Genomic DNA, 20596 nt, shown 5'->3' with positions numbered 1-20596 from the left:
ATCAATAGGTCGTATATATTCTCCAAGTTTTTTATAATTTGATCGCATAGCCTAAATCCTCAAAGACTTTCAGCAGATCTTCTTTTGTTTGCTGTTCTGCCTTCAGCAGATCAGCAAACTCTTGCTGGAGCGATATCATTTTTTCTTCAAAATCGATGTTTTCATCGCGATTGATAAATTCGATGTACTTGCTTGGCATCAGCGAATGGTCTTTTGCCCGCACCCCTCAATAGTTGCTGAATAACAGTATTCTGGCACATTCTGGTATTCATCTTTGGCAATCGTCTGCTGCCATGTGTGGTAGGTTTTGGCGATGTTCTGAATATGCTGGCTGCTTAATTGCACAAACTTCTTTTCAAATGGCTCGCCCCACTGCCGCAAATCCATAAACAGGATTTCATTATCACGGTCACGATAGTGGCGTTCAATGTCACCATGTTTAATCGTGTGCGCCTTCTTGTTTTTATTTATAATCCATAGGCTTACACTAATTGGCGTAGTGTAAAACATTTTTTGCGGGAGTATGACAATGGCCTCCACCATCTTATTTTCAATTAGCTTTCTGCGAATTGCTTTTTCTTGTCCATCACCAGAAAGAGCACCGTTTGCTAGCAGGAAACCAGCGACACCGTTTTCCGACAGCTTGGAGAGCATGTGTAGAATCCAACCATAGTTGGCATTGCTGGCTGGAGGTACTTCATAGCCACTCCAGCGAGGATCATCCGTCAGTTCATTCTCCGCTCTCCAATCCTTTAGGTTAAAAGGTGGGTTAGCGATGATGTAATCAGCCTTGAGGTCTGGATGCAGGTCTTTGCCAAACGTGTCATCGGCTTTCTCCCCAAGGATGGCTGATATGCCACGAATAGCCAAGTTCATTTTAGCGAGTTTGTAGGTTGTTCCCGTGCCCTCTTGGCCGTAGATGGAAATGTCTTTTGTGTTGCCCTGGTGGCTCTCTACGAACTTGATGGACTGAACGAACATGCCGCCTGAGCCGCAGCAGGGGTCATAGATTTTGCCTTTATAGGGCTCAATCATTTCGGCAATCAGATTTACAATGCTCTTGGGTGTATAAAACTCGCCTTTGCCCTTGCCCTCGGCCAGAGCGAATTTGCTCAGGAAATATTCATAAACCCGCCCAACAATATCCTGCTGTTTATCTTTGAGAGTTTGAATGTTGTTGATCGTATCTAACAGGGCAGACAGCTTGCTGGTGTCCAGTCCAATACGTGAGAAGTAGTTATCAGGCAGCGCACCTTTTAGAGCCTTGTTATTTTTTTCGATGGTGTGTAAGGCGGTATCAATCTTGAGGGCAATGTCATCCTGTTTGGCATTTTGCTTGATATAGCTCCAACGCGATTGCTCTGGCAGATAAAAGACGTTCTTCATGGTGTAAAACTCAACCATGTCCAAGTAGGCTTCTTTGCCTTCCTCGATTAACTCTTTTCGACGCTCTTCAAACGTATCACTAACGAACTTAAGGAAGATAAGGCTGAGTACTACATGTTTATATTCTGATGGCTCTACGCTGCCGCGCAGCTTATTGGCGGAATCCCAAAGGGTTTCCTCCATGCTCTTTTGTTTCTTTGGTGCTTTCGCAACCCTTTCTTTTTAACTTTAGCCATCGTTATTTATCATCCTTTGATCGCGCTTCCTGTTTTTTTATCCACTTTTCAATTTCACTACGCCTAAAACGCCATGAACCTCCTACCTTAAACCCTGGTAATTCACCCTCAGAGACTAGGCGGTAAGCCGTTTTCTCTGTCAATTTCAGATACTCAGCGACTTCACGAATTGTCATGATGTCAGTGTCCATAGTGGATTCTCACTCCGATTCTTTGAGTGGAAAATAGGGTAAAATTTTCCAAAGATAAAGCCTTTTGTTCTAGTTGGTTAGTTGTGCGTCAAGAACACTACGCATAGCGTTATATCCGTGACAGCAAGGTACGGGTTTTGAGAGTGTTGTTTTTGCTGGTGGTTGGGTTATAACGAGGGTGTTGCGGTGCTAACTACCCACCGCCAGCGCCTCGTGGCCAACCGTTCTCTATCTCCCAATTGCCTCCCATGTAGAGCCCATGGATTGTGGGCTTTTCCCGTTACTTCGCTCTGACTTCTCTTAGCTAAAAATAACGCATTTTTTCCAAAGTACGGGGCTTTTTTTACTCTCATTCTCAAAAATTCGTACTTTAGAAAAGTCCGTACGGTTTTTTTAGTGCAGGAATTTTGGGGCTTCTCGAAAACACCAGAGATTAAAAGTTGCTACAAACAACACTACCCAATCCATATCTTCAAGATATTGTTATAAATATGTCACACTTTTATTTTTCTAGATAAATCATCTCCTTAGACAAACCTAATATCTGTACTTCATAAAGAGATTATTGTTCGATATATAACAATATCAACATTAAGAGTTCGATTATGCCAAATAAACAAGGCCCAGATTCCCATCACGTAGTACCAAACAAAGATCGTGGCGGTTGGGATGTGCGTCGAGATAAATCAGAACGTGCGAGCGCCCACTATGATACTAAAAAGGAAGCTGTTGATGCTGGAAGAGAAATTAGTTGCAATCAAGGTACTGAACTCCGTATCCACAACCGGGACGGCAAAACTTCAGACAGTGATAGTCATGGAAATGATCCACGCAATATTAAGGGTTAAAAAGTAACAACGAAACGACCATGACTAATTTTTCTGCATATTTTTTCTTGAATAAGAACCAATCAGAATTGGATTTTGTTGATGTTGATTCTAATTGATTAATACTCAACTTCTATCCAAATGACGAATGGTCGCGAAAGAGCAATGAAATATATTATCTAGCTATTGGGATAAGTTATGCCAAATTCGAATCTATTCTTTTTGCCTGAAAAAGTAAATGAATGGGTTGGCTATAAGAATTTGCGAGATGGCAAATCAGAGATAAGTCAAAAATACAGAGCAGATTTAGAACAATTATGGAAAACATGGGATCGCTATGCAGATACCCACTTCCGAAGTGAGTGCCAACAATCAGAAGAAAAATTTAACCAACGCTTTTGGGAAATGTATCTTGGCGTAAAACTCTTAGAACAAAAGAAAACAATCCAAAGTAAAGATATTGGCCCTGACATTTGCCTTATTCAGAACGGAAAGAAAATATGGATAGAAGCCATTACTCCAGGTGCAGGTCAACAAGGTAATCCCAATTCCGTTTCTCCAGTTTTTTATGAAGAAATAAAGTATTGTTCTGAGACTGGGGAAGCTCTTCCTCTGACAGAGCGTGGCGGCACTTTGTCCATCTTTGAGAATCCAGTAAGATTAAGATATTTGTCCGCAATAAGGGATAAATATTGCTCTATTGATAAAGTTAGAAAACGCAGAGGGCTTGTACCCTACCTTGCTAAAGGCATTATTGAACGCGATGAACAAGTAATCATTGCCGTTAATTCAGGAAATATAGATCAAGAAGCACCTGGTTGTATGCCTGTAATTTTAAAGGTTTGTTTTGGCTTAGGCGATTATCAAATCCATTTATCTCACAATAGACAGACTGGTGAGACAAAAACTACAGGAACTAGTTATGCAAGAAGGGATACTGCTATCAAAGTAACAAAAGCGGTTCCTGAGTTAGAAATCAATTCAGCCATTTTTTTAGCTCCTATGTACCCGCATATTAGCGCTATTTTGTTTTCGTACGCAAAATTAGGGCGTGTGCCTTTCGGTGGCGAACTAATGTTAATTCATAATCCATTTGCAAAAAATCCATTACCTCATAGGCTTCTAAAAGATTGCCAAGATGTCTGGCTTACAGACATCAAAATTGAAGAGGGCATAATAGTTGAAGCAACTACTAATTTTAGCTCATTATCAGCTGCCGAATAATATCACTGCTAATGTAATTGATTTTATGACGCACAATCGCAGCAAAATCAGTGGCACAAGTTCGAAATCCGTTCTCTACACACAGCCACATAAAAAATGCCCCTTTAGGGGCTTTTTTTATGTGGCGAAAGTGTGGGGCATGAGAACCACGATGGGGGTTCGACAATTTGCACTGCAAATTGGACGCCGTAGGCGCCCGCAGGGTGAGGAAATGCGCTAAGAGCATTTCCGAATCAATCCCTTTCCCCCCAAATGCCAGAGGCAGCCTGCAGTTTTCTTGGTATGGTGAAGGTTAATCAGCTATGAGTGAAAGGAAAAAATATTATAACATCACCCTTCAAAAATACCTATTTAGATAAATTCTCTTAATTAATATTTTTTAAGATTTGCTATATATCTTTAATGTAGTGATTACCCTTAGGAGAAGATATGTATAATTATATATTCAATGCTTTGAAATGCCTTTCTGTATGGCATGAAGATAAGATTTATCAAAACGATTTCAAAACTTTCAGCTATGATTTTGAACTTATAAAGAAAGAATTTTTTCTAGACCGAGATGAAAGCACAATAAAAAAAGAGGAAAATGTTGAAAAACTTATTCAAAAATTAGATCAAGCTCATCCTAGAACTCTTGAGTACTTACATCTTGCTAGTGAAGGATTTAGCGGTCGAGGATTTCAGAACAATTTAATAAAAATTGAAAGATCACTTCGACAAGAAAGAAGAAATAGAAACAGTTTAGCGCTATCCATAGTCGCAATAGTTATTTCTCTAGCAGCAATAGTCATATAAATGCTTTAAGCTGAGATCACAGTATAACTATACGTTAGCCAAGCTGGATGTCCAACTAGAACAGGAAACTGTCTGGCTCAAGCACCAATATATGACATAGAGGCGAACATATTCACTGAAGTGGGAGTGACTTCAGGAGGCAACTGCAAAGGAATTCTTTACAGTTGAAACCGATGGAACAATGATACTCTAACGCTTGATTATTTCTCATTGTACAAAATATAAATTACATATACAATGACCAAAGGGGAGAAACTGAGTCTATAGAAAATGGGCTAAAATGGAAAAACGCTTTTAGGAACAGGGAATTTTTATATAAAAAAAAAGAATATTTCTGAAGTGATAACTAAAGATACCACTGTTCTGCCACGGCTCGTTGCCTTCAACTAGCAATCAATTCGTTGCCAAGTTCGCATTCACAATGGCTAATTTATACCTTATAGTAGGCATGATTTGTGATGAAGGCTCTAAGATGCAAGACTTTAAACCATGATGCTTAAACTTTCTAAGTTCAGACCTGAGCAATTAAATTTGGGAAACCTTTATATGGATTTAAAATAAATGTTTTTCCACCAAAATACAATTATTACATTTCAACACAAAAAAGCATGGCTTTATCCATATAATTCAGTCAATATTTTTGTACAAAATACCCTTGTCAAGTCCTCAAAAATAACCTTGAACCTGGATAAATTTTTTTGTTACGCTAACATTTAGACTTGGGTTAGTGCATCTATAGTTAAGTACGTAACATACTGCTCTTCGCTATTTTCAACAGATAACTGCCCATTTCGGTAAGTAACCTTATAAAATAAAATCTGGAAACGCGATGGGTACACTTAATCCAAATCTAATTAACAACAACGAACGAATTCATGAAATTTCCAGCATCCTAGCTATCGGCATTTTGCGCCGAAGAAAACGCCTTGGAATTACTAATTCTCTGGACTTCAGAACGCTTCAGAGCGTTCATGGTGACGACAACCATATAGGAGATTTTTATAATGAAAAACAGCGTTTTAGTGGAGCTTGCAAATCTGAGAACCATGACAAGTGATGATCTACGTAAACTATGGAAAGATCTTTATAAAACCGAATCACCACGAGCTAACAAACAATACCTTACCAAACGAATTGCTTACCGAATCCAGGAGGTTGCTTATGGTGGCAACACAACAGAGATCGAAACCCGGCTTTCCGCTAAGGTAGACGAATACTTTGGCAAAGGTGGTAAGTCCAAACGAGCTTATAAAAAAGCTATCACAGGCAGCGTCTTGGTACGCATTTATCACGGTATTGAACACCAAGTAGCCGTACTTGATGACGGCTATCATTACCAGGGATGCAAATATCGTAGCCTATCCGCAATTGCCAAGAAAATTACTGGCATGGCATGGTCTGGCAACGCTTTTTTTGGTTTAAATAAAAAGCTAGAGACAATACATGAATAATATCAAAACTAAAATCCGCTGCGCCATATACACCCGAAAATCTACCGAGGAAGGATTGGATATGGAATTCAACTCCCTTGATGCCCAACGCGAAGCGTGTGAAAAGTATATTCAAATCCATAAACATGAAGGCTGGGAAATAGTTTCAGATGATTATGATGATGGCGGTTACTCTGGGGGCAATACTGACCGACCCGCATTAAAACGTTTGATTTCTGATATCAAAGCTGAGCAAATTAACGTAGTCGTGGTCTATAAAATTGACCGCCTCTCACGGTCATTGCTCGACTTTTTAAATATTATGCAGTTGTTTGATACACATCGGATTTCTTTTGTATCTGTGACACAGAATTTTGATACCAGCAGTTCTATGGGCAAGCTGATGCTAAATGTCTTACTGTCTTTCGCACAATTTGAGCGTGAGATTACAGGCGAACGTATTCGTGATAAAATTGCCTCCTCAAAGCGAAAAGGGATGTGGATGGGAGGCCCGCCTCCGTTGGGATATGACATAAAGGAGAAAAAACTAATCGTTAACGAAGAAGAAGCCCATACAGTTAGGCTCATTTTCGAAACGTTTATTATGAAACGCTCAATGAAGCTACTGGTAGCTGAATTAAGACGTATTGGTGCACGAACAAAGCTCCGAACAACATGTACTGGTAAACAACTTGGCGGCAACAAATTTGATCCCGCTACCCTTTATAAAATTCTAAATAATCCCGTTTACCTCGGAAAAATTAGACATAAAGGCCAACTTTATGAAGGTCAACACGAGGCGATTCTTACCCAAGATGCGTGGGACAATGTCCACAAAATTATGACGATAAGCCCACATATCCGAGCTAATGAAACCAAACGCAAAGTTCCATCCGTATTACTTGGACTACTTAAATGTGGAGGTTGTGGAAGTTCAATGAGCCCAAAACATACAAGAAAGAAAGGAAAAAAACTTTATCGATACTATGTGCCCAGCTTGCACATGAAAGGTAAATGTGAATCTTGTCCAGTAAAACAAATCTCAGCTCCAGAAATCGAAGGCATCGTACTTGATCAACTTCATACCGTTTTTAAGACACCAGAATTATTAATTCAGGTTTGGAAAGGTGCTACCAGGCAGGACGATACCATTACAGAGGAATATATCCGTGAATCATTATTCGATATTTTTCCTATTTGGCATGAATTATTCCCCGGTGAACAACAACGACTATTAGAACTTACGCTAGAGAAAGTGGTATTGGCAGAAGACTCAGTAGAAGTACGGGTGAGAAGCGAAGGTCTTTATTCTCTGGTACGTGAGATAAAATCATTAAAATTCCCAAATGAGGCAACCTATGAAAGAGCCGTTAGTACAGCTGGATGGTAATATCATTTCCATTAAAGTGCCTTTGAGCATGAAGCATCACCATGGTCGCAAGCTAATAATGCTGCCTAAAAATATACGCATCACAGCTCCTCAGGGAAAGCCAGATGAGGCAATGGTCAAAGCGCTTGCGCGGGCGTGGATGTGGCAGAAATATCTGGATAACGGAAAGTACAGCTCACTTGAAGACTTAGCTGAGAAAAGCAAAATCAATGCGTCTTACGTCTCCCGTATTCTACGTCTAAACCTGTTATCACCCAACATCAAGAGTGCTATCCTCAATGGCATGCAGCCACGCACATTTAACCTACAGGGTATGATGGCCCCTTTCCCTGAATTTTGGGAAGAACAGTTTAAGCATTTTGGTTTCACAGACTAAGAGCAATATAAAATCCTAAAGAATTTGTTCAAAGAAAGCCGCTTCAAAGCGGCTTTCTTTGTTTTGACCATTAGTAGAGAGGAAAACTATGTACCAAAATCAATACAGAGGAATTGATAACTATGTGGTCAGTCAAGTTAGGTACCATGCTCGTACACTAGCAAGACATCCGAGCATCCAATGTATGGAAGTTGAAGATATTGAACAACAGTTAATGCTGGATATACTTGGTCGTACAAAAGCTTTTAACTCTGAAAAGCCAGCTGGCGTACTTTTGTGGATCGCATCCTGAGAAATAAAATAGCCAATCTAATTGAGGATGCTAAAGCACTTAAACGTGGTGGAGGTTCGCAACCAATCTCATTTGATGAATTGCTGGAAAATAATAGCGAAGAGAAATATTTTTCTAATGAGGTAGATGATCCAGTAGAAAAAATGCATCTTTCAATTGATCTGAAGCATGTTATGCAGAAACTTCCAGAATCTTTAGTACACTTATTAACTCACCTGGGCGATTATAACCCAAGTGAAATATCACGTATGACCAACACACCTCGTTCCACGTTGTATGGATCAATTAATGTGTTACGCAAAATATTTCATCGACATGGAATGAATTACTACTTTTAGCCTTGGCCAATATCTCACTAGACCTACATGAAATTCCTTATAAGTCCGTCAACTTGTGAATTATTGTATTACAGCCCGTTGATGCTTTATCCTAATAAATTCGGCTGCAATATAAAGTATATTTTCAAGAATTAATTTCATTAAGGTTAATGTCTTCAGAAATTTTATATTTAAATGGTATTATATGAACAGCAATAATTAGGAAAACGCCAAGCAATCCCATAACCGTTCCTGATGTTGAAATGATGACTGACCAATTAAAACCAAGATCATAATCATTAAAACCTTGTATATACAAAGATACAAGTGAAGCACTTGATGATATTAATACCGCAATATAGAATATTATTAATATAAAGAATATGAAATTCGAAAAAACACCATGAGATTTACCGGAACAATAACCAACCAATTTGGGAGTAATAATATCAACCCATAAACCATTTCCCTTAAGATGTGCCGTCGCTAGGTTGACTAAATCAGGCCCTAAATAATTACTAACCAGTGTGTAACGTATTCGTGAGAGCAATATTAAATCAAGAGCATTTATGGAAAAAGCAAATAAATTAAGCCCCATTAGAAAGCATAATATTTCAATAGAAGCTGGAATATTTTCAAATGGAATCCCCAAAATGAACATTTTTAATTTTATTCCCTTTACATAAAAAAGCGATATAACGTTCAAGAAGGAGAAGTCCGCTTGTAGTTTTATTGACTAATTTTGTGGCTTCAGCTTCACTATTAATAATACCTTTTAAATAATCAGATGTATAAAATTCACTTCTTCTTATTTTACTTAACGAATTATATCCAAATATAGCTCGATCAATTGGTGTATATTTGATTGAATGTAGCGATGAAGTGTCATTTTCTCTGTCATTTTTCATTGTATTGGCTCGATTATATTAAATGCCTCTGTAGCTTTGAAAGAACCATAGATGAAAAACCCTAGACTGACTAACGCAGCTATAACAGCAATAATCCTTATAATAGCTGGCCAAATGCTTTTCTTCTTTTTTTCTACTTCCATAATTTGAAATATATAGGCTAGGAACAAGCATATCATTGCCATGGAAATGCCCAACAGGTAGCTTGTCAAACTATCGTATAAGGAGTGTGACGAAAGTTTCACTTTCTGGATTAAGTTGCCTACAAACGTTAAGAGAGAGATGACGGCTGCCCCGTTTATTAGAATCAAGCTCTTGATACCCAATGTTGCAAAAGTAAGAATACCATTAAAACCGACAGACCAAATATCCACCTCTATTTTACGAACATCCAACTCTGCTTTATACCTATCAAGGTCAACCTTATACCTATCAAGGTCAACCTTATACCTTTCGAGTTCGATTCTTTGTTTTTCCATGTCTGATACATTAGTCATAGCTACCTGAGGGAATAGATTAACAGTCATTAACCTCAAGGGTATCATGCAGATTAAAATTGGGCAACACTAAGAAAGACATCTAGTTTAATTCTGTCTTGCATCGCAATAGCCATATCAATAATAGCAGCAATAATTAAATCATAATAAATCACCTTTTAATAAAATAAGAAGCACACCAATTCAGAATGCACACATTCGATAAAGAACGTTCTGCCATCAAGAAATGCATCACTATTTATTTTAATCCGCCGACATTTTCTATATCTCTTCGGTATGTAATGAATGTAGGCAAACATGTCGAGTCTTTGCGGGAACCAATCCCCCAAAACACCGCAACTGTTCCTCCCTCTAACAGCCTGTTTTACCACCGGGAGACTCGACATCTACACCAACTCATAACCAACAAGGAGAATAACCATGTCTAATTCAAAGATAGAAGCACTGGTAAGCGATGAATTTCTGATAGACTGCATTCCCGACACTATCGTTATACCTGCACTGGGTGCCCATACCGAACAAGTAATTAAACCTCTTGAACAAGCCACACTGGATGATTTAGCTTTTGCAGCTATCGCTCTAGATGATGACTTAGTCGCCATCAATTCACAGCTTTATGCATTACGTGCTCTTTACCATGAAGCTCGTCAAAAGGGTGCTTTAGGTAACGAAAACATCATTGACGCTCTCTCACGTAATGGGATTGCTCAATGACCATCCCCATTATCACTGCTAGTAAACGCCTCAAGGAATCAAGGGGTATTAAAGGGTGCATCTTCGGTAAAAGCGGTATCGGCAAAACATCGCTTTTATGGACCATGCCAGCAGAAACGACTTTATTCTTTGACCTTGAGGCAGGAGATCTGGCAATTGAAGGCTGGCAAGGGGACACTATTCGTCCCCGCACCTGGCAAGAATGTCGTGACTTTGCCGTATTCATTGGCGGTGCTAATCCATCCCTGCGTGATGATCAACCATACAGTCCTGCACACTATTCTGCTGTATGTAATCGCTATGGCAATCCTACGGTGCTCGATAAATATGAAACCATATTTATCGACAGCATTACAGTAGCAGGCCGTCTTTGCTTCCAGTGGTGTAAGGGACAGCCTCAAGCTTTTAGTGAAAAAACTGGCAGACCAGATACACGCGGCGCATACGGACTTCACGGCCAGGAAATGATTGCCTGGCTAACCCATTTGCAGCATACGCGTGGCAAGAACATCTGGTTTGTCGGTATCCTCGATGAAAAGCTTGATGACTATAATCGTCGTGTTTATCAGCCACAAATAGAAGGCAATAAAACAGGACTTGAACTCCCTGGTATTGTTGACCAGGTGATTACAGTCGCTGATCTTCCCTCTGAAAGCGGCAAATCATTCCGTGCATTCATCTGCCAAACACTGAATGAGTATGGATATCCTGCCAAAGACCGATCAGGAAGGTTAGAGCTTATCGAAGAACCACATTTGGGAAAACTCATGGCAAAAGTTAAGGGAAACGTGTGCCCTGCCATGGAACGCCTAAATTTCTCAATCACTGAAATCAACACACAAGGAGCATCATCATGAGTTGGAATAATTTTAATAATGCAGAAGACCAAACCAATTTTGATATTATCCCTAAAGGCACCTTTGCCAAGGTAAGGATGACCATTAAACCTGGTGGTTATAATAATGAACAAAAGGGTTGGACTCATGGATATGCAACCCAAAATACGGCAAGCGGCGCAGTGTTCCTGAATGCTGAATTCGTGGTATTGGAAGGCCCATATGCCCGTAGAAAAATCTGGAGTCTTATCGGATTACACAGCGAAAAAGGCGAAGAATGGTCAAATATTGGCCGTTCTCTCATTAAGGCTATCCTTAATTCTGCACGAGGAATCGGCAACAAAGATAATTCACCTACTGCACAAAGCGCTCGTTGCATCAATAGCCTCAGCGATCTTGATGGTATTGAATTCATTGCCAGGATTGATATTGAAAAAGATCAATACGATAATGACAGAAACGTTATCAAATATGCCATCACCAATGACCATAAAGAATATGCTGCATTGATGGGCCGTGTTGGACATGCCATTCCAGTAGCAACACCTTCTCCTCAACCTCAAAGGATAGCAGGGAATTTACCTTCTTGGGCGTAATCCAAGTAAATGGGGGGATATCATGTTATTGCGACCACGACAAAAAGAGTTGGTTACCCGCACGGTAACAGCGTTGAAAAAGCATGGAAATACGCTGGGTATTGCTCCCACAAGATATAAAGCTTCTGACTTATTGACTATGCGTTTTAACTCTCAAGCTATTTATAACGCTCTCCATAATGGGAGGGCTTTAGCTTGATTGATCCAACTGATTTTGAAAAAGAATGCATGAATGCGGCACGAAGACCTTTGGGTCAATATGTTGCTGAAATAGGTATGCATCGTTCTTTTTCTGAACTTAACAAACACGAAGTACTCACTCTCATTGAAGTTGTTGTTACCGCCTACCTAAACAACCTTCAAGATTGTGCCAATAGCCCTGTGGGGAGGGAAAGGCATGAATTATGACTGGACAAATTTTAATAATGCTCAAACTCAAGATTATCCCAAGGAAGAAGAAAGCATCTCTGTTGATGAGATTAAGACTCGCTTTCTCAGCAGGTTACGCGAGGCACTGAATTATTTACTTCCAACCGGCGCCATTCGGAGCGGAAAATTCTATGTTGGGAATATAAAAGGCAATAAAGGTGATAGCCTTGTTGTTGAATTAAGCGGGACGAAGGCTGGACAATGGCATGATTTTGCCACCGGTGAAGGTGGTGACATTATCGATCTGTGGGCCGGTGTTTCTGGAAAAGACAGACGCAGGGATTTTCCAGAAATTATCAGTGCGATGCATGAGTGGCTGGGTATTTCTCATACCACTGCCAAACTGGAAAAGGAACTTGCCGAAGATTTAGGCCCTGTTACTGGTAAATGGGATTATCAAGATGCTGACGGCAATCTCATTGCTTGTGTTTACCGGTATGATCCACCTGGTGGCAAACAATTCCGGCCATGGGATGTCAAAACACGACGAAATCGTGCTCCCGAAATTAGACCGCTTTATAATCAACCAGGCATTAAATTTGCCAATAGTGTCGTTCTTGTTGAAGGAGAAAAAGCTGCCCAAGCGTTAATTGAGAAAGGTATATGTGCAACTACCGCCATGAATGGCGCTAATACACCCATAGACAAAACAGATTGGTCATCTTTAACTCGCAAACATGTAACCATATGGCCAGATAATGACGATCCAGGATTTAAGTACGCAGAAGCAGTTGCCACACGTCTTAAAACACAGGGAATTGCCTCACTTTCGATTCTATCAATTCCCAATAATAAACCTGTTAAGTGGGACGCTGCTGATGCTGTCCTTGAAGGTATGGATATTCCTTTTTTTTTAGCATCATCCACCCGTTCCACTATTACTCTTACTTCAGCAATACCGGCTTATCGGGTTGAACATTATTTGAATGATGACTCCCCTATACCCTCAGATATTATTTCTCCACGCGTGCTTACACCTGGTGGATTACTGGTATTAGGAGGTGCACCAAAAGTTGGCAAAAGCGACCTATTAACCTGTTGGCTTGCCCATATGGTAGCAGGAATACCATTTCTTGGCATGATGCCGCCCAGACCACTTAAAGTTTTCTATCTACAGGCTGAAATTGGTTATCATTATTTACGTGAGCGCTTAAGGAACATAAACATTGATCCCCTTCTCATGCCGCTTGTTGGTCGCAACCTGGTCATTACTCCACAGGTACGAATGCTGCTTGATGAAGGCGGTGTTGAGAAAGTGGTTAACACTATTATCCATTTCTTTGATCCAGCTGAGGTTGACATCATCGTCATAGATCCCCTTCGCAATGTGTATGATGGCGGTAAGGCTGGTGGAGAAAATGATAACAGCGCTATGATGGCTTTCCTTCAAGAGCGTGTGGAAGATTTACGCAATCGAATCAATCCAAATGCTGGCATTATCCTTGCCCACCATACAAAGAAGATAAACAAAAAATCTCTTGAAGAGGATCCGTTTCAATCATTCAGCGGTGCTGGTGCGTTACGGAGTTTTTATAGCACGGGTATCATTATGTTTAAACCCGATGAAACACGTAGTGTCAAACAACTAATGTTTGAGCTCCGCAATGGATCATCCATTGAAAATAAGTATGTCGATAAGATTGACGGCAGATGGCGCGAACTGGATTTTGAGTCTGAGCGCTTAGTAAACAAAGATTATGGCCAGAAGCTCGATGCAGAACGCCGCAGGAAACACGATACTATCCTTGAGATTATTTTCCAAGAAGCACGTAAAGGAACGCTTTATACTGGAAGCATGTTTACCCAAGTATGGGAACACAAAGCAAGTCTCGGTGGAAAACATTCAATTCGTGATCGCATCGAAGTCCTTACTTCCAAAGGCTACATTAAGTTTGTCAAAGACGGAGCTGCACGCTCACGCAACGGATTCTTGTGTGTTGAAGACATGGAAATGCCAACTGATAAAACAGATATTAATCCAATTACCGGTGAGGTTATGCCCATTTTTAAACGGTTATTGCCTACACATTTTCGTTCGCCTTCTGATGGTAGCTTAATGCCCATTGAGGATCCTGAAATATGGATTTATCACGAAGGAGTTTGCGAATGAGCATATTTGTCAAACTGGGCCAGTTGGACGTCCAACTGTCAAACTGCGGCAAACTGCTTTTCTAATAATTTCAATAGCTTAAGTGCCAAATCCAGTTTGACACGTCAAACTGGATGTCAAACTGGGTCAACTGGAAAAATATCAATTAAATCAGAGGTTTAATTGAAATTCCAGTTTGACATATTTCCCCCACATATATGTGGGTGTGAATCCCTCAAAGGGATTCACACCCACAGACGTTGTGGAGAAAGTATGGCAAAGATCCGATCACAGATTCTGTGTGTACCAGGTCGGTACATACGGGTTAACCAAACAGGAGGTTTTTTATGTTAGACAAATGGACACATGAAACAGTGGCAGAACATTTTGAAGAAGCGATCCGTACATTGAAGCGCTTACCCCCTGTAAGAGTGCAGGGCTATTTTAATGCATGGCCTAACATGGTGTATTCACCCAATGAGATCATGATGCAAGAACCAATGCCAATGCGCTTACGGGCAACACCGGATGCGATATCACGTCTTGATATGACATTTGAATGGATGCCATGGATTACCGTTGAAGAGCGTAAGCTAATTTGGCAACGTGCAGCGCGTGTACGTTGGAAGACAATCTGTTGGGAGCTTGGGTGTGATCGTACCACTGCATGGCGTAAGTGGGTGCTCGCTTGCACCAAGATTGCGACACGGTTAAATGCACAACGTGGATAATAATAGAAAGACTTGATATATCAGAACATTAGTGGTTCTATTGCCTATGACTGTGCAATGGAAATGGTAGTATGACAAAGAAAAAAAAATCTAAAATTATCTCAGAAATTTCTACGGATTTGCAGCGGTTGGTTGTCTTCAACAAGCAGTCAATCCGGCGTACGTTACATAAAAATGAATGGTGGTTTGTTATCACTGACGTCATATCTGCTTTAACGGATTCAGCCAATCCTACCGACTATGTAAAAAAAATGCGTAGTCGTGATAAAGAGCTATCTGAAGGGTGGGGACAATTTGTCACCCCCCTTTCGATAGCAACCGAGGGCGGTAAACAGAAGCTTAATTGTGCACATACAGAGTCCCTCTTCCGTATCATTCAGTCCATTCCCTCACCCAAAGCTGAACCCTTCAAACGCTGGTTAGCCAAAGTTGGCTATGAACGAATTCAAGAGATTGAAGACCCTGAACTCGCCAGCAAGCGTGCACGCACTCTCTATAAAGCCAAAGGTTACAGTGATGATTGGATTGAAAAGCGGATGCGCAGTATTGCCATACGGGAGGAGTTGACTGATGAGTGGAAGAATCGGGGCATTCAGGAAAGTAAGGAGTTTTCTATCTTGACTGCAGAAATTTCAAAGGCTGCATTTGGTATGACGCCATCCCAATATAAAAAACATAAGAGCTTAAAGCGCGAGAACTTACGTGATCACATGAATGACCTTGAGCTAATCTTCTCCATGCTTGGCGAAGCATCCACCGTTGAAATCACCCGCAATAAAGACACAAAAGGCTTCAGGGAGAATTACTCTGCGGCGCAAGAAGGTGGGACTATTGCAGGCAATGCACGGAAAGAACTTGAAGAAAAAAGCGGTCGTCCTGTCATAAGCAAACAGAATTATCTGCCACCACAAGAAGAACAACCCAAAAAGCTGGCAGCAAAAAAGTCATCGGGCAAAAAGAAATCTCAGAAAAAAGTAAAGAAAGATTCATAAGGCACCCAGAAACAGCACCCTAACCGTATATAGGAGATCAACTATCTCAGGATGTTAAGCATGAAAAATGTTGCAACACTTTAGTTCTTTACATCTGCAACAAAAATATGCCAGGATATAAATATGATCGCCGGAGTACAACCAATATTGAGGCATGGTCAAATGCATAACGTAGATGATAGAAATTTTTGCAACACTTTTGTCCTTTACACCTGCAATCATTTTATGCCAATATATAAATAGGATCATCGGAGCACAACCATGAAGCACACACGTTATTTGTTATCCTTGTAAGCCACGGGTCCTCCCTGGCGATAAAACGTATGCGGGGGGCAAAGCCGCCCTACTTCGCTAGCGACAAAACAAAAAAACAGGTTCGCAGTTCGCACAGGTACGCACTTCTAATAACATCACAAACCTAGTAATTCAGCCAGTTAACGAGCGCTGATCATACTCGTTTACATGCGAACCTTGGATAACATCCAGGTTCGCATGTGCTTTTTTAACACAGAGAAAATTTATGACCGATCTGAATGTGCAGTTCATACCTGTGACACAATTGATTCCGTATGCTCGCAATGCGCGAACCCATTCTGAAGAACAGGTTTCACAAATTGCCGGCTCAATCGCTGAGTTTGGGTTTGTGAATCCTATCCTTATGGGTGATGACAATATTATCATCGCAGGACACGGCAGACTGTCAGCTGCTCAGCGTCTTGGACTTAAAGAAGTTCCCACCATTATCCTCTCACATCTAACTGAAAACCAACGTCGTGCATTGATCATCGCCGATAACAAAATTGCACTCAACGCTGGTTGGGATGAAGAAATGCTTCGCTTAGAGCTACAGGAATTAAAGCTCGATGATTTTAACCTTGAGCTTATTGGCTTTTCTGATGAAGAATTAAATACCCTTCTGATCGATGGATTAGAAAAGAGTGAAGGATTAACCGATGAAAATACAGTTCCTGAACTACAGGAAGAAGCGATTACTAAACCTGGTGACGTTTGGATACTTGGTAACCACCGTTTGCTATGTGGTGATTCCACGCTATTAACAGATGTGGAAAAAGCCCTAGGTGGTGTATTGGCTGATATGGTCTTTACTGATCCACCGTATAATGTTAACTACGGCGGAGCTATGAAGGATAAGTTACGCGGCATAAACCGTACTATTAAAAACGATAATCTGGGTGAAGAGTTTGAACAATTTCTTTATGATGCCTGCGTAAACATCGTCACTGTTTGCAAAGGTGCGATTTATATCTGCATGGCTTCATCAGAATTAGACACGCTACAGAGTGCCTTCAGGAAAGCGGGTGGCCATTGGTCAACATTCATTATTTGGGCAAAGAATACCTTCACGCTGGGCCGTGCTGATTATCAACGGCAATACGAATCTATCCTATATGGTTGGAAGGAAGGCTCTGACCATTATTGGTGTGGAGCACGCAATCAAAGTGACGTATGGTTTTTTAATAAACCACAATCTAACGACTTACATCCCACCATGAAACCAATTGAATTGGTGGAGCGTGCAATTGAAAATTCAAGCAAGAGTCGGGATATCGTACTTGATTGCTTTGGTGGATCCGGGTCAACCCTCATTGCTGCAGAGAAAACAGGACGCTCTGCACGACTCATTGAACTTGATCCAAAATACTGCGATGTGATCGTTCGCCGATGGCAGGAATTCACGGGCAGAGATGCAATTCATGAAGAAGAAAAACAGACATTCGCTAATTTACATACAAAAATGAGCCAATCCTCCATTTAACCTTCAGTTGAAAATAACCCCTTGTTTCCAACTTTATACCATGGTATACAATTTTCCCTCTGTGGGAAATAGCCATTAATTCGCATTCGGTGTTTATGAAAAAATTGGGTCAAGAACTGCCAAGACCATTTCATCATTCTCTTGTGTTAATGCTGTCTGTGCTACTGGTTCTTCAGCCGATGTTAGCACCCATCGTCTACGCACAAACTGTGATTACGCCAGACACCGCCGCGCCCGCGGCTAATCAACCCACGGTTGCAGAATCTCTTAATCATACACCGGTGGAAAACATTGCCACACCTAATGGGGGCGGAGTTTCTCACAATAAGCTTGGGGAACTACAAGTTGGTAACGAGGGGTTGATTGTTAATAATTCAGCCAGTTCAGGAATGTCAACGATTGGTAGCATTGTGGTTGGCAATGGCAACCTTACTTCCGGTAATGAAGCACGCATTATTATTAATGAAGTAACCGGAACGAATCCATCTTCCTTGCAAGGCCCAACGGAAATATTTGGCAGAGAAGCCGAGTATGTCGTGGCTAACCCCAACGGCATCAGCTGTAATGGCTGTGGGTTTCTCAAAACTCCTAAAGTCACGTTAGCGACCGGAGTGCCCCATATGGATGGCGCAGGTAATATAGACCATATCACCGTTGATAAAGGCAACATCCTGATTGAAGGTAACGGCGCTGATGCCAGCCAGACCGACTCCTTTGATATCATCGCCCGTGCTACACAAATTCACGCTGCCATTTATGGTGGCAATACAGTGCGCGTTACAACAGGGCGCAACCAAGTCAATTATCAAACGGGTGTGGCCACTCCACTTGCTGCTACGCAACAATCCGAAGCAAACAAGCCCACCATTGCGATTGATGCATCTGCTTTGGGTGGTATGTATGCGGGAAAGATTTATCTTAAAAGCACCGAAGCAGGCGTTGGTGTTAATGGCGGCATCTTGCAGGCCAGTAACGGTAATTTAGAAATCACCGCTGATGGCGAGCTTGTGCAGGCCGGCACTGCTTCTGCTACTGCAGATGTGAAGCTTACCTCAACAGCCAGCAAAGTGACCCATACCGGCAGAACCGCTGCTGGTGGTTCTGTAACCGTGAATGCACATAGCGATGCAGCATTAGGTGGTCAATATATCTATGCCGGTGATCAGCTTAATCTCACTGCTGGCAATCAACTCACCTTAGATGGTTCAGGCGCTGATTCAGGCTTTGCGTTTGTGAAAGCCAACACCATTACAGGCAATGCAGACTCTATTCGTTTAACACATGTGCTCACTAGCAGTACAGAAGATGTCATATCCATGACAGCCGCCAGCCTCGATATAAGCGATAGCGAGATACTGGCGAACTCGGTGGTGTTTATTTCCACTGGAGGAACCACTATCACGACCAGTCAGATTGTGGCTAATGACGGATTGTCCCTAACTAATGGCAGTTTCAGCGCAACGAACAGCACCTTACTAGCCGACACCCTCTTGCAAAACGTAAGCGGCAATTGGCTAAATGATACATCGATTATATCGATGCTAGGTGATTTGTCTTTAACAGTCGGTGGAACCTTAACCAATCAAGGAGAGCTCTCTTCGGCAACGCATATCGATATAAGCTCACACGATCTAACCAATACCGAAACCGGTGTCATCGCGTCCAACGATGATGCGTTAGTGAGTGCTACACATGACCTAACGAACCAAGGCGTACTCTATACGCACGGCAATATGAACATAGAAGTTGGCAATCACCTACTCAATGACCAGGGTTACATCCTGGCAGAAACTGGCAGTTTATGGATGGGTGGCTTAAACAACACCCGCATGGTCTTATTAGAAAACCAAAGCGGCTTAATCCAGTCTGGCGGTTTAATGACTTTGGTTGCGAACACCATCAGCAACCACCGCGTCGGGAATCCTTCCTTTATTGAGGATGCAGGCGATATCGAGTATTTTGATATCCGCTTAGGTCATGGCAATGACGATATGCTGGCACATACCGGCAAAGACAATCAATGGCTGATCTTTAATGCTGATCCGTATTTAGACGGCGTTAAGTTCATGGTCGATAGTAACTCTACCTGGCAGGCCGATCCCAACCTTCCTCCAGGTGTAGCACGTCAGGTCATTACAGAAACAGAAGATTTTACCGAGCGTGCCGGTGAGATTATTTCCCAAGGCAACCTGGTAGTAGACGCCGCCACCCTCAACCAGCAGGTCAGTTATATCAGCGCCAGCGGCGATGTTGATTTAGGCAATGCCAATGTCACCAATACCGGGATGGATATTAACAGTATCCTGCGCTATACCTGCATGACTTCCGGCTGCTTGCCGCATATCTATAATCCAGTCATCAATGAATATGACCTGGTTGGCTCGATCGCTCCACTTGAAACCTTTGACCTCGTCTATCAATCCGGCCATGTAGCGAGCACCATTGAAGCCGGTGGCACATGAACGTTAGGTGGAAATTTGGTGAATAACCAGACATCGCTTCCAATAAACGGCGTATTAATTACCCCACGTATGGAGCAATCATCGGTAGTCTCCCTGGAGTG

General features: G+C 41.5%; 20 protein-coding genes and 1 pseudogene. 16 read left to right on the top strand and 5 right to left on the bottom strand.

Features of this window, described 5'->3' with window-relative positions:
• Positions 1-31: 31 nt before the first annotated feature.
• Positions 32-1569 (bottom strand): annotated as a pseudogene (locus IPP74_12655) (N-6 DNA methylase).
• Between the two features lie 55 nt (positions 1570-1624).
• On the bottom strand, positions 1625-1813 hold the full coding sequence (locus IPP74_12650) for a helix-turn-helix domain-containing protein (GenBank protein MBL0320119.1): 189 nt from the start codon (positions 1811-1813) through the stop codon (positions 1625-1627).
• A gap of 605 nt (positions 1814-2418) precedes the next feature.
• Here IPP74_12650 and IPP74_12645 point away from each other — a divergent pair.
• The 7 genes from IPP74_12645 (at position 2419) to IPP74_12615 (ending at position 8485) form a co-directional block, all read left to right on the top strand.
• On the top strand, positions 2419-2661 hold the full coding sequence (locus IPP74_12645; protein ID MBL0320118.1) for a DUF2188 domain-containing protein: 243 nt from the start codon (positions 2419-2421) through the stop codon (positions 2659-2661).
• A gap of 177 nt (positions 2662-2838) precedes the next feature.
• Positions 2839-3864 (top strand): hypothetical protein, encoded by a 1026-nt coding sequence (locus IPP74_12640; GenBank protein ID MBL0320117.1) that lies wholly within the window; start codon positions 2839-2841, stop codon positions 3862-3864.
• A 429-nt stretch (positions 3865-4293) separates the two neighbouring features.
• On the top strand, positions 4294-4659 hold the full coding sequence (locus IPP74_12635) for a hypothetical protein (protein MBL0320116.1): 366 nt from the start codon (positions 4294-4296) through the stop codon (positions 4657-4659).
• Positions 4660-5663: 1004 nt separating this feature from the next.
• Positions 5664-6110 carry a DUF2924 domain-containing protein gene (locus IPP74_12630; GenBank protein MBL0320115.1) on the top strand — a complete coding sequence of 149 codons (447 nt, stop codon included), beginning with the start codon at positions 5664-5666 and terminating at the stop codon, positions 6108-6110.
• A complete protein-coding gene (locus tag IPP74_12625; GenBank protein MBL0320114.1) occupies positions 6103-7479 on the top strand; it encodes a recombinase family protein in 1377 nt (458 codons plus the stop codon). Before IPP74_12630 ends, IPP74_12625 begins: the two co-directional genes overlap by 8 nt.
• The gene (locus IPP74_12620; protein MBL0320113.1) at positions 7448-7855 is read left to right on the top strand and encodes a hypothetical protein; all 408 of its coding nucleotides are present in this window, start codon (positions 7448-7450) and stop codon (positions 7853-7855) included. The genes IPP74_12625 and IPP74_12620 overlap by 32 nt, the downstream gene beginning before the upstream one ends.
• Before the next feature lie 276 nt (positions 7856-8131).
• Positions 8132-8485 (top strand): sigma-70 family RNA polymerase sigma factor, encoded by a 354-nt coding sequence (locus IPP74_12615; protein MBL0320112.1) that lies wholly within the window; start codon positions 8132-8134, stop codon positions 8483-8485.
• Between the two features lie 124 nt (positions 8486-8609).
• Here the strand turns inward: IPP74_12615 and IPP74_12610 are convergent, their stop codons facing one another.
• From IPP74_12610 to IPP74_12600, 3 genes are read right to left on the bottom strand one after another with little or no spacing between them, the layout of a single operon-like run.
• On the bottom strand, positions 8610-9125 hold the full coding sequence (locus IPP74_12610; protein MBL0320111.1) for a hypothetical protein: 516 nt from the start codon (positions 9123-9125) through the stop codon (positions 8610-8612).
• Entirely contained in the window at positions 9100-9372 is a 273-nt protein-coding gene (locus tag IPP74_12605) for a hypothetical protein (protein MBL0320110.1), read from the bottom strand. The genes IPP74_12610 and IPP74_12605 overlap by 26 nt, the downstream gene beginning before the upstream one ends.
• Positions 9369-9869, bottom strand: a complete 501-nt coding sequence (locus IPP74_12600; GenBank protein MBL0320109.1) for a hypothetical protein — start codon at positions 9867-9869, stop codon at positions 9369-9371. The genes IPP74_12605 and IPP74_12600 overlap by 4 nt, the downstream gene beginning before the upstream one ends.
• A gap of 420 nt (positions 9870-10289) precedes the next feature.
• Between IPP74_12600 and IPP74_12595 the strand changes: the two genes are divergently transcribed.
• From IPP74_12595 to IPP74_12555, 9 genes are all read left to right on the top strand, one after another.
• The gene (locus IPP74_12595; GenBank protein ID MBL0320108.1) at positions 10290-10583 is read left to right on the top strand and encodes a hypothetical protein; all 294 of its coding nucleotides are present in this window, start codon (positions 10290-10292) and stop codon (positions 10581-10583) included.
• Positions 10580-11440, top strand: a complete 861-nt coding sequence (locus tag IPP74_12590) for an ATP-binding protein (GenBank protein MBL0320107.1) — start codon at positions 10580-10582, stop codon at positions 11438-11440. The genes IPP74_12595 and IPP74_12590 overlap by 4 nt, the downstream gene beginning before the upstream one ends.
• Positions 11437-12015 (top strand): hypothetical protein, encoded by a 579-nt coding sequence (locus IPP74_12585; protein ID MBL0320106.1) that lies wholly within the window; start codon positions 11437-11439, stop codon positions 12013-12015. The genes IPP74_12590 and IPP74_12585 overlap by 4 nt, the downstream gene beginning before the upstream one ends.
• Positions 12016-12210: 195 nt before the next feature.
• Positions 12211-12423 (top strand): hypothetical protein, encoded by a 213-nt coding sequence (locus IPP74_12580; GenBank protein MBL0320105.1) that lies wholly within the window; start codon positions 12211-12213, stop codon positions 12421-12423.
• Positions 12413-14554 (top strand): AAA family ATPase, encoded by a 2142-nt coding sequence (locus tag IPP74_12575; GenBank protein MBL0320104.1) that lies wholly within the window; start codon positions 12413-12415, stop codon positions 14552-14554. Before IPP74_12580 ends, IPP74_12575 begins: the two co-directional genes overlap by 11 nt.
• Before the next feature lie 326 nt (positions 14555-14880).
• Positions 14881-15264: a helix-turn-helix domain-containing protein gene (locus IPP74_12570; protein ID MBL0320103.1), complete on the top strand. Its 384-nt coding sequence runs from the start codon at positions 14881-14883 to the stop codon at positions 15262-15264.
• A gap of 71 nt (positions 15265-15335) precedes the next feature.
• Positions 15336-16256, top strand: coding sequence for a Bro-N domain-containing protein (locus IPP74_12565; GenBank protein MBL0320102.1), 921 nt, complete (start codon positions 15336-15338; stop codon positions 16254-16256).
• A 520-nt stretch (positions 16257-16776) separates the two neighbouring features.
• Positions 16777-18033: a site-specific DNA-methyltransferase gene (locus IPP74_12560; protein ID MBL0320101.1), complete on the top strand. Its 1257-nt coding sequence runs from the start codon at positions 16777-16779 to the stop codon at positions 18031-18033.
• Positions 18034-18128: 95 nt separating this feature from the next.
• Positions 18129-20495 carry a filamentous hemagglutinin N-terminal domain-containing protein gene (locus tag IPP74_12555; protein ID MBL0320100.1) on the top strand — a complete coding sequence of 789 codons (2367 nt, stop codon included), beginning with the start codon at positions 18129-18131 and terminating at the stop codon, positions 20493-20495.
• The last annotated feature ends 101 nt before the right edge of the window (positions 20496-20596 follow it).

The organism is Alphaproteobacteria bacterium (assembly GCA_016722515.1).
GTDB lineage: Bacteria > Pseudomonadota > Alphaproteobacteria > Rickettsiales > JADKJE01 > JADKJE01.
Note: the sequence above shows the minus strand (reverse complement) of the source record. Positions and strands in the feature narration are given on the sequence as shown.

Coding starts and splice junctions, on each gene's coding strand:
- IPP74_12650 (MBL0320119.1), bottom strand. CDS start 1,813: ATGGACACTGACATCATGACAATTCGTGAAGTCGCTGAGTATCTGAAA.
- IPP74_12640 (MBL0320117.1), top strand. CDS start 2,839: ATGCCAAATTCGAATCTATTCTTTTTGCCTGAAAAAGTAAATGAATGG.
- IPP74_12590 (MBL0320107.1), top strand. CDS start 10,580: ATGACCATCCCCATTATCACTGCTAGTAAACGCCTCAAGGAATCAAGG.
- IPP74_12625 (MBL0320114.1), top strand. CDS start 6,103: ATGAATAATATCAAAACTAAAATCCGCTGCGCCATATACACCCGAAAA.
- IPP74_12630 (MBL0320115.1), top strand. CDS start 5,664: ATGAAAAACAGCGTTTTAGTGGAGCTTGCAAATCTGAGAACCATGACA.
- IPP74_12635 (MBL0320116.1), top strand. CDS start 4,294: ATGTATAATTATATATTCAATGCTTTGAAATGCCTTTCTGTATGGCAT.
- IPP74_12560 (MBL0320101.1), top strand. CDS start 16,777: ATGACCGATCTGAATGTGCAGTTCATACCTGTGACACAATTGATTCCG.
- IPP74_12605 (MBL0320110.1), bottom strand. CDS start 9,372: ATGAAAAATGACAGAGAAAATGACACTTCATCGCTACATTCAATCAAA.
- IPP74_12565 (MBL0320102.1), top strand. CDS start 15,336: ATGACAAAGAAAAAAAAATCTAAAATTATCTCAGAAATTTCTACGGAT.
- IPP74_12600 (MBL0320109.1), bottom strand. CDS start 9,869: ATGACTAATGTATCAGACATGGAAAAACAAAGAATCGAACTCGAAAGG.
- IPP74_12610 (MBL0320111.1), bottom strand. CDS start 9,125: ATGTTCATTTTGGGGATTCCATTTGAAAATATTCCAGCTTCTATTGAA.
- IPP74_12595 (MBL0320108.1), top strand. CDS start 10,290: ATGTCTAATTCAAAGATAGAAGCACTGGTAAGCGATGAATTTCTGATA.
- IPP74_12555 (MBL0320100.1), top strand. CDS start 18,129: ATGAAAAAATTGGGTCAAGAACTGCCAAGACCATTTCATCATTCTCTT.
- IPP74_12585 (MBL0320106.1), top strand. CDS start 11,437: ATGAGTTGGAATAATTTTAATAATGCAGAAGACCAAACCAATTTTGAT.
- IPP74_12570 (MBL0320103.1), top strand. CDS start 14,881: ATGTTAGACAAATGGACACATGAAACAGTGGCAGAACATTTTGAAGAA.
- IPP74_12645 (MBL0320118.1), top strand. CDS start 2,419: ATGCCAAATAAACAAGGCCCAGATTCCCATCACGTAGTACCAAACAAA.
- IPP74_12620 (MBL0320113.1), top strand. CDS start 7,448: ATGAAAGAGCCGTTAGTACAGCTGGATGGTAATATCATTTCCATTAAA.
- IPP74_12575 (MBL0320104.1), top strand. CDS start 12,413: ATGAATTATGACTGGACAAATTTTAATAATGCTCAAACTCAAGATTAT.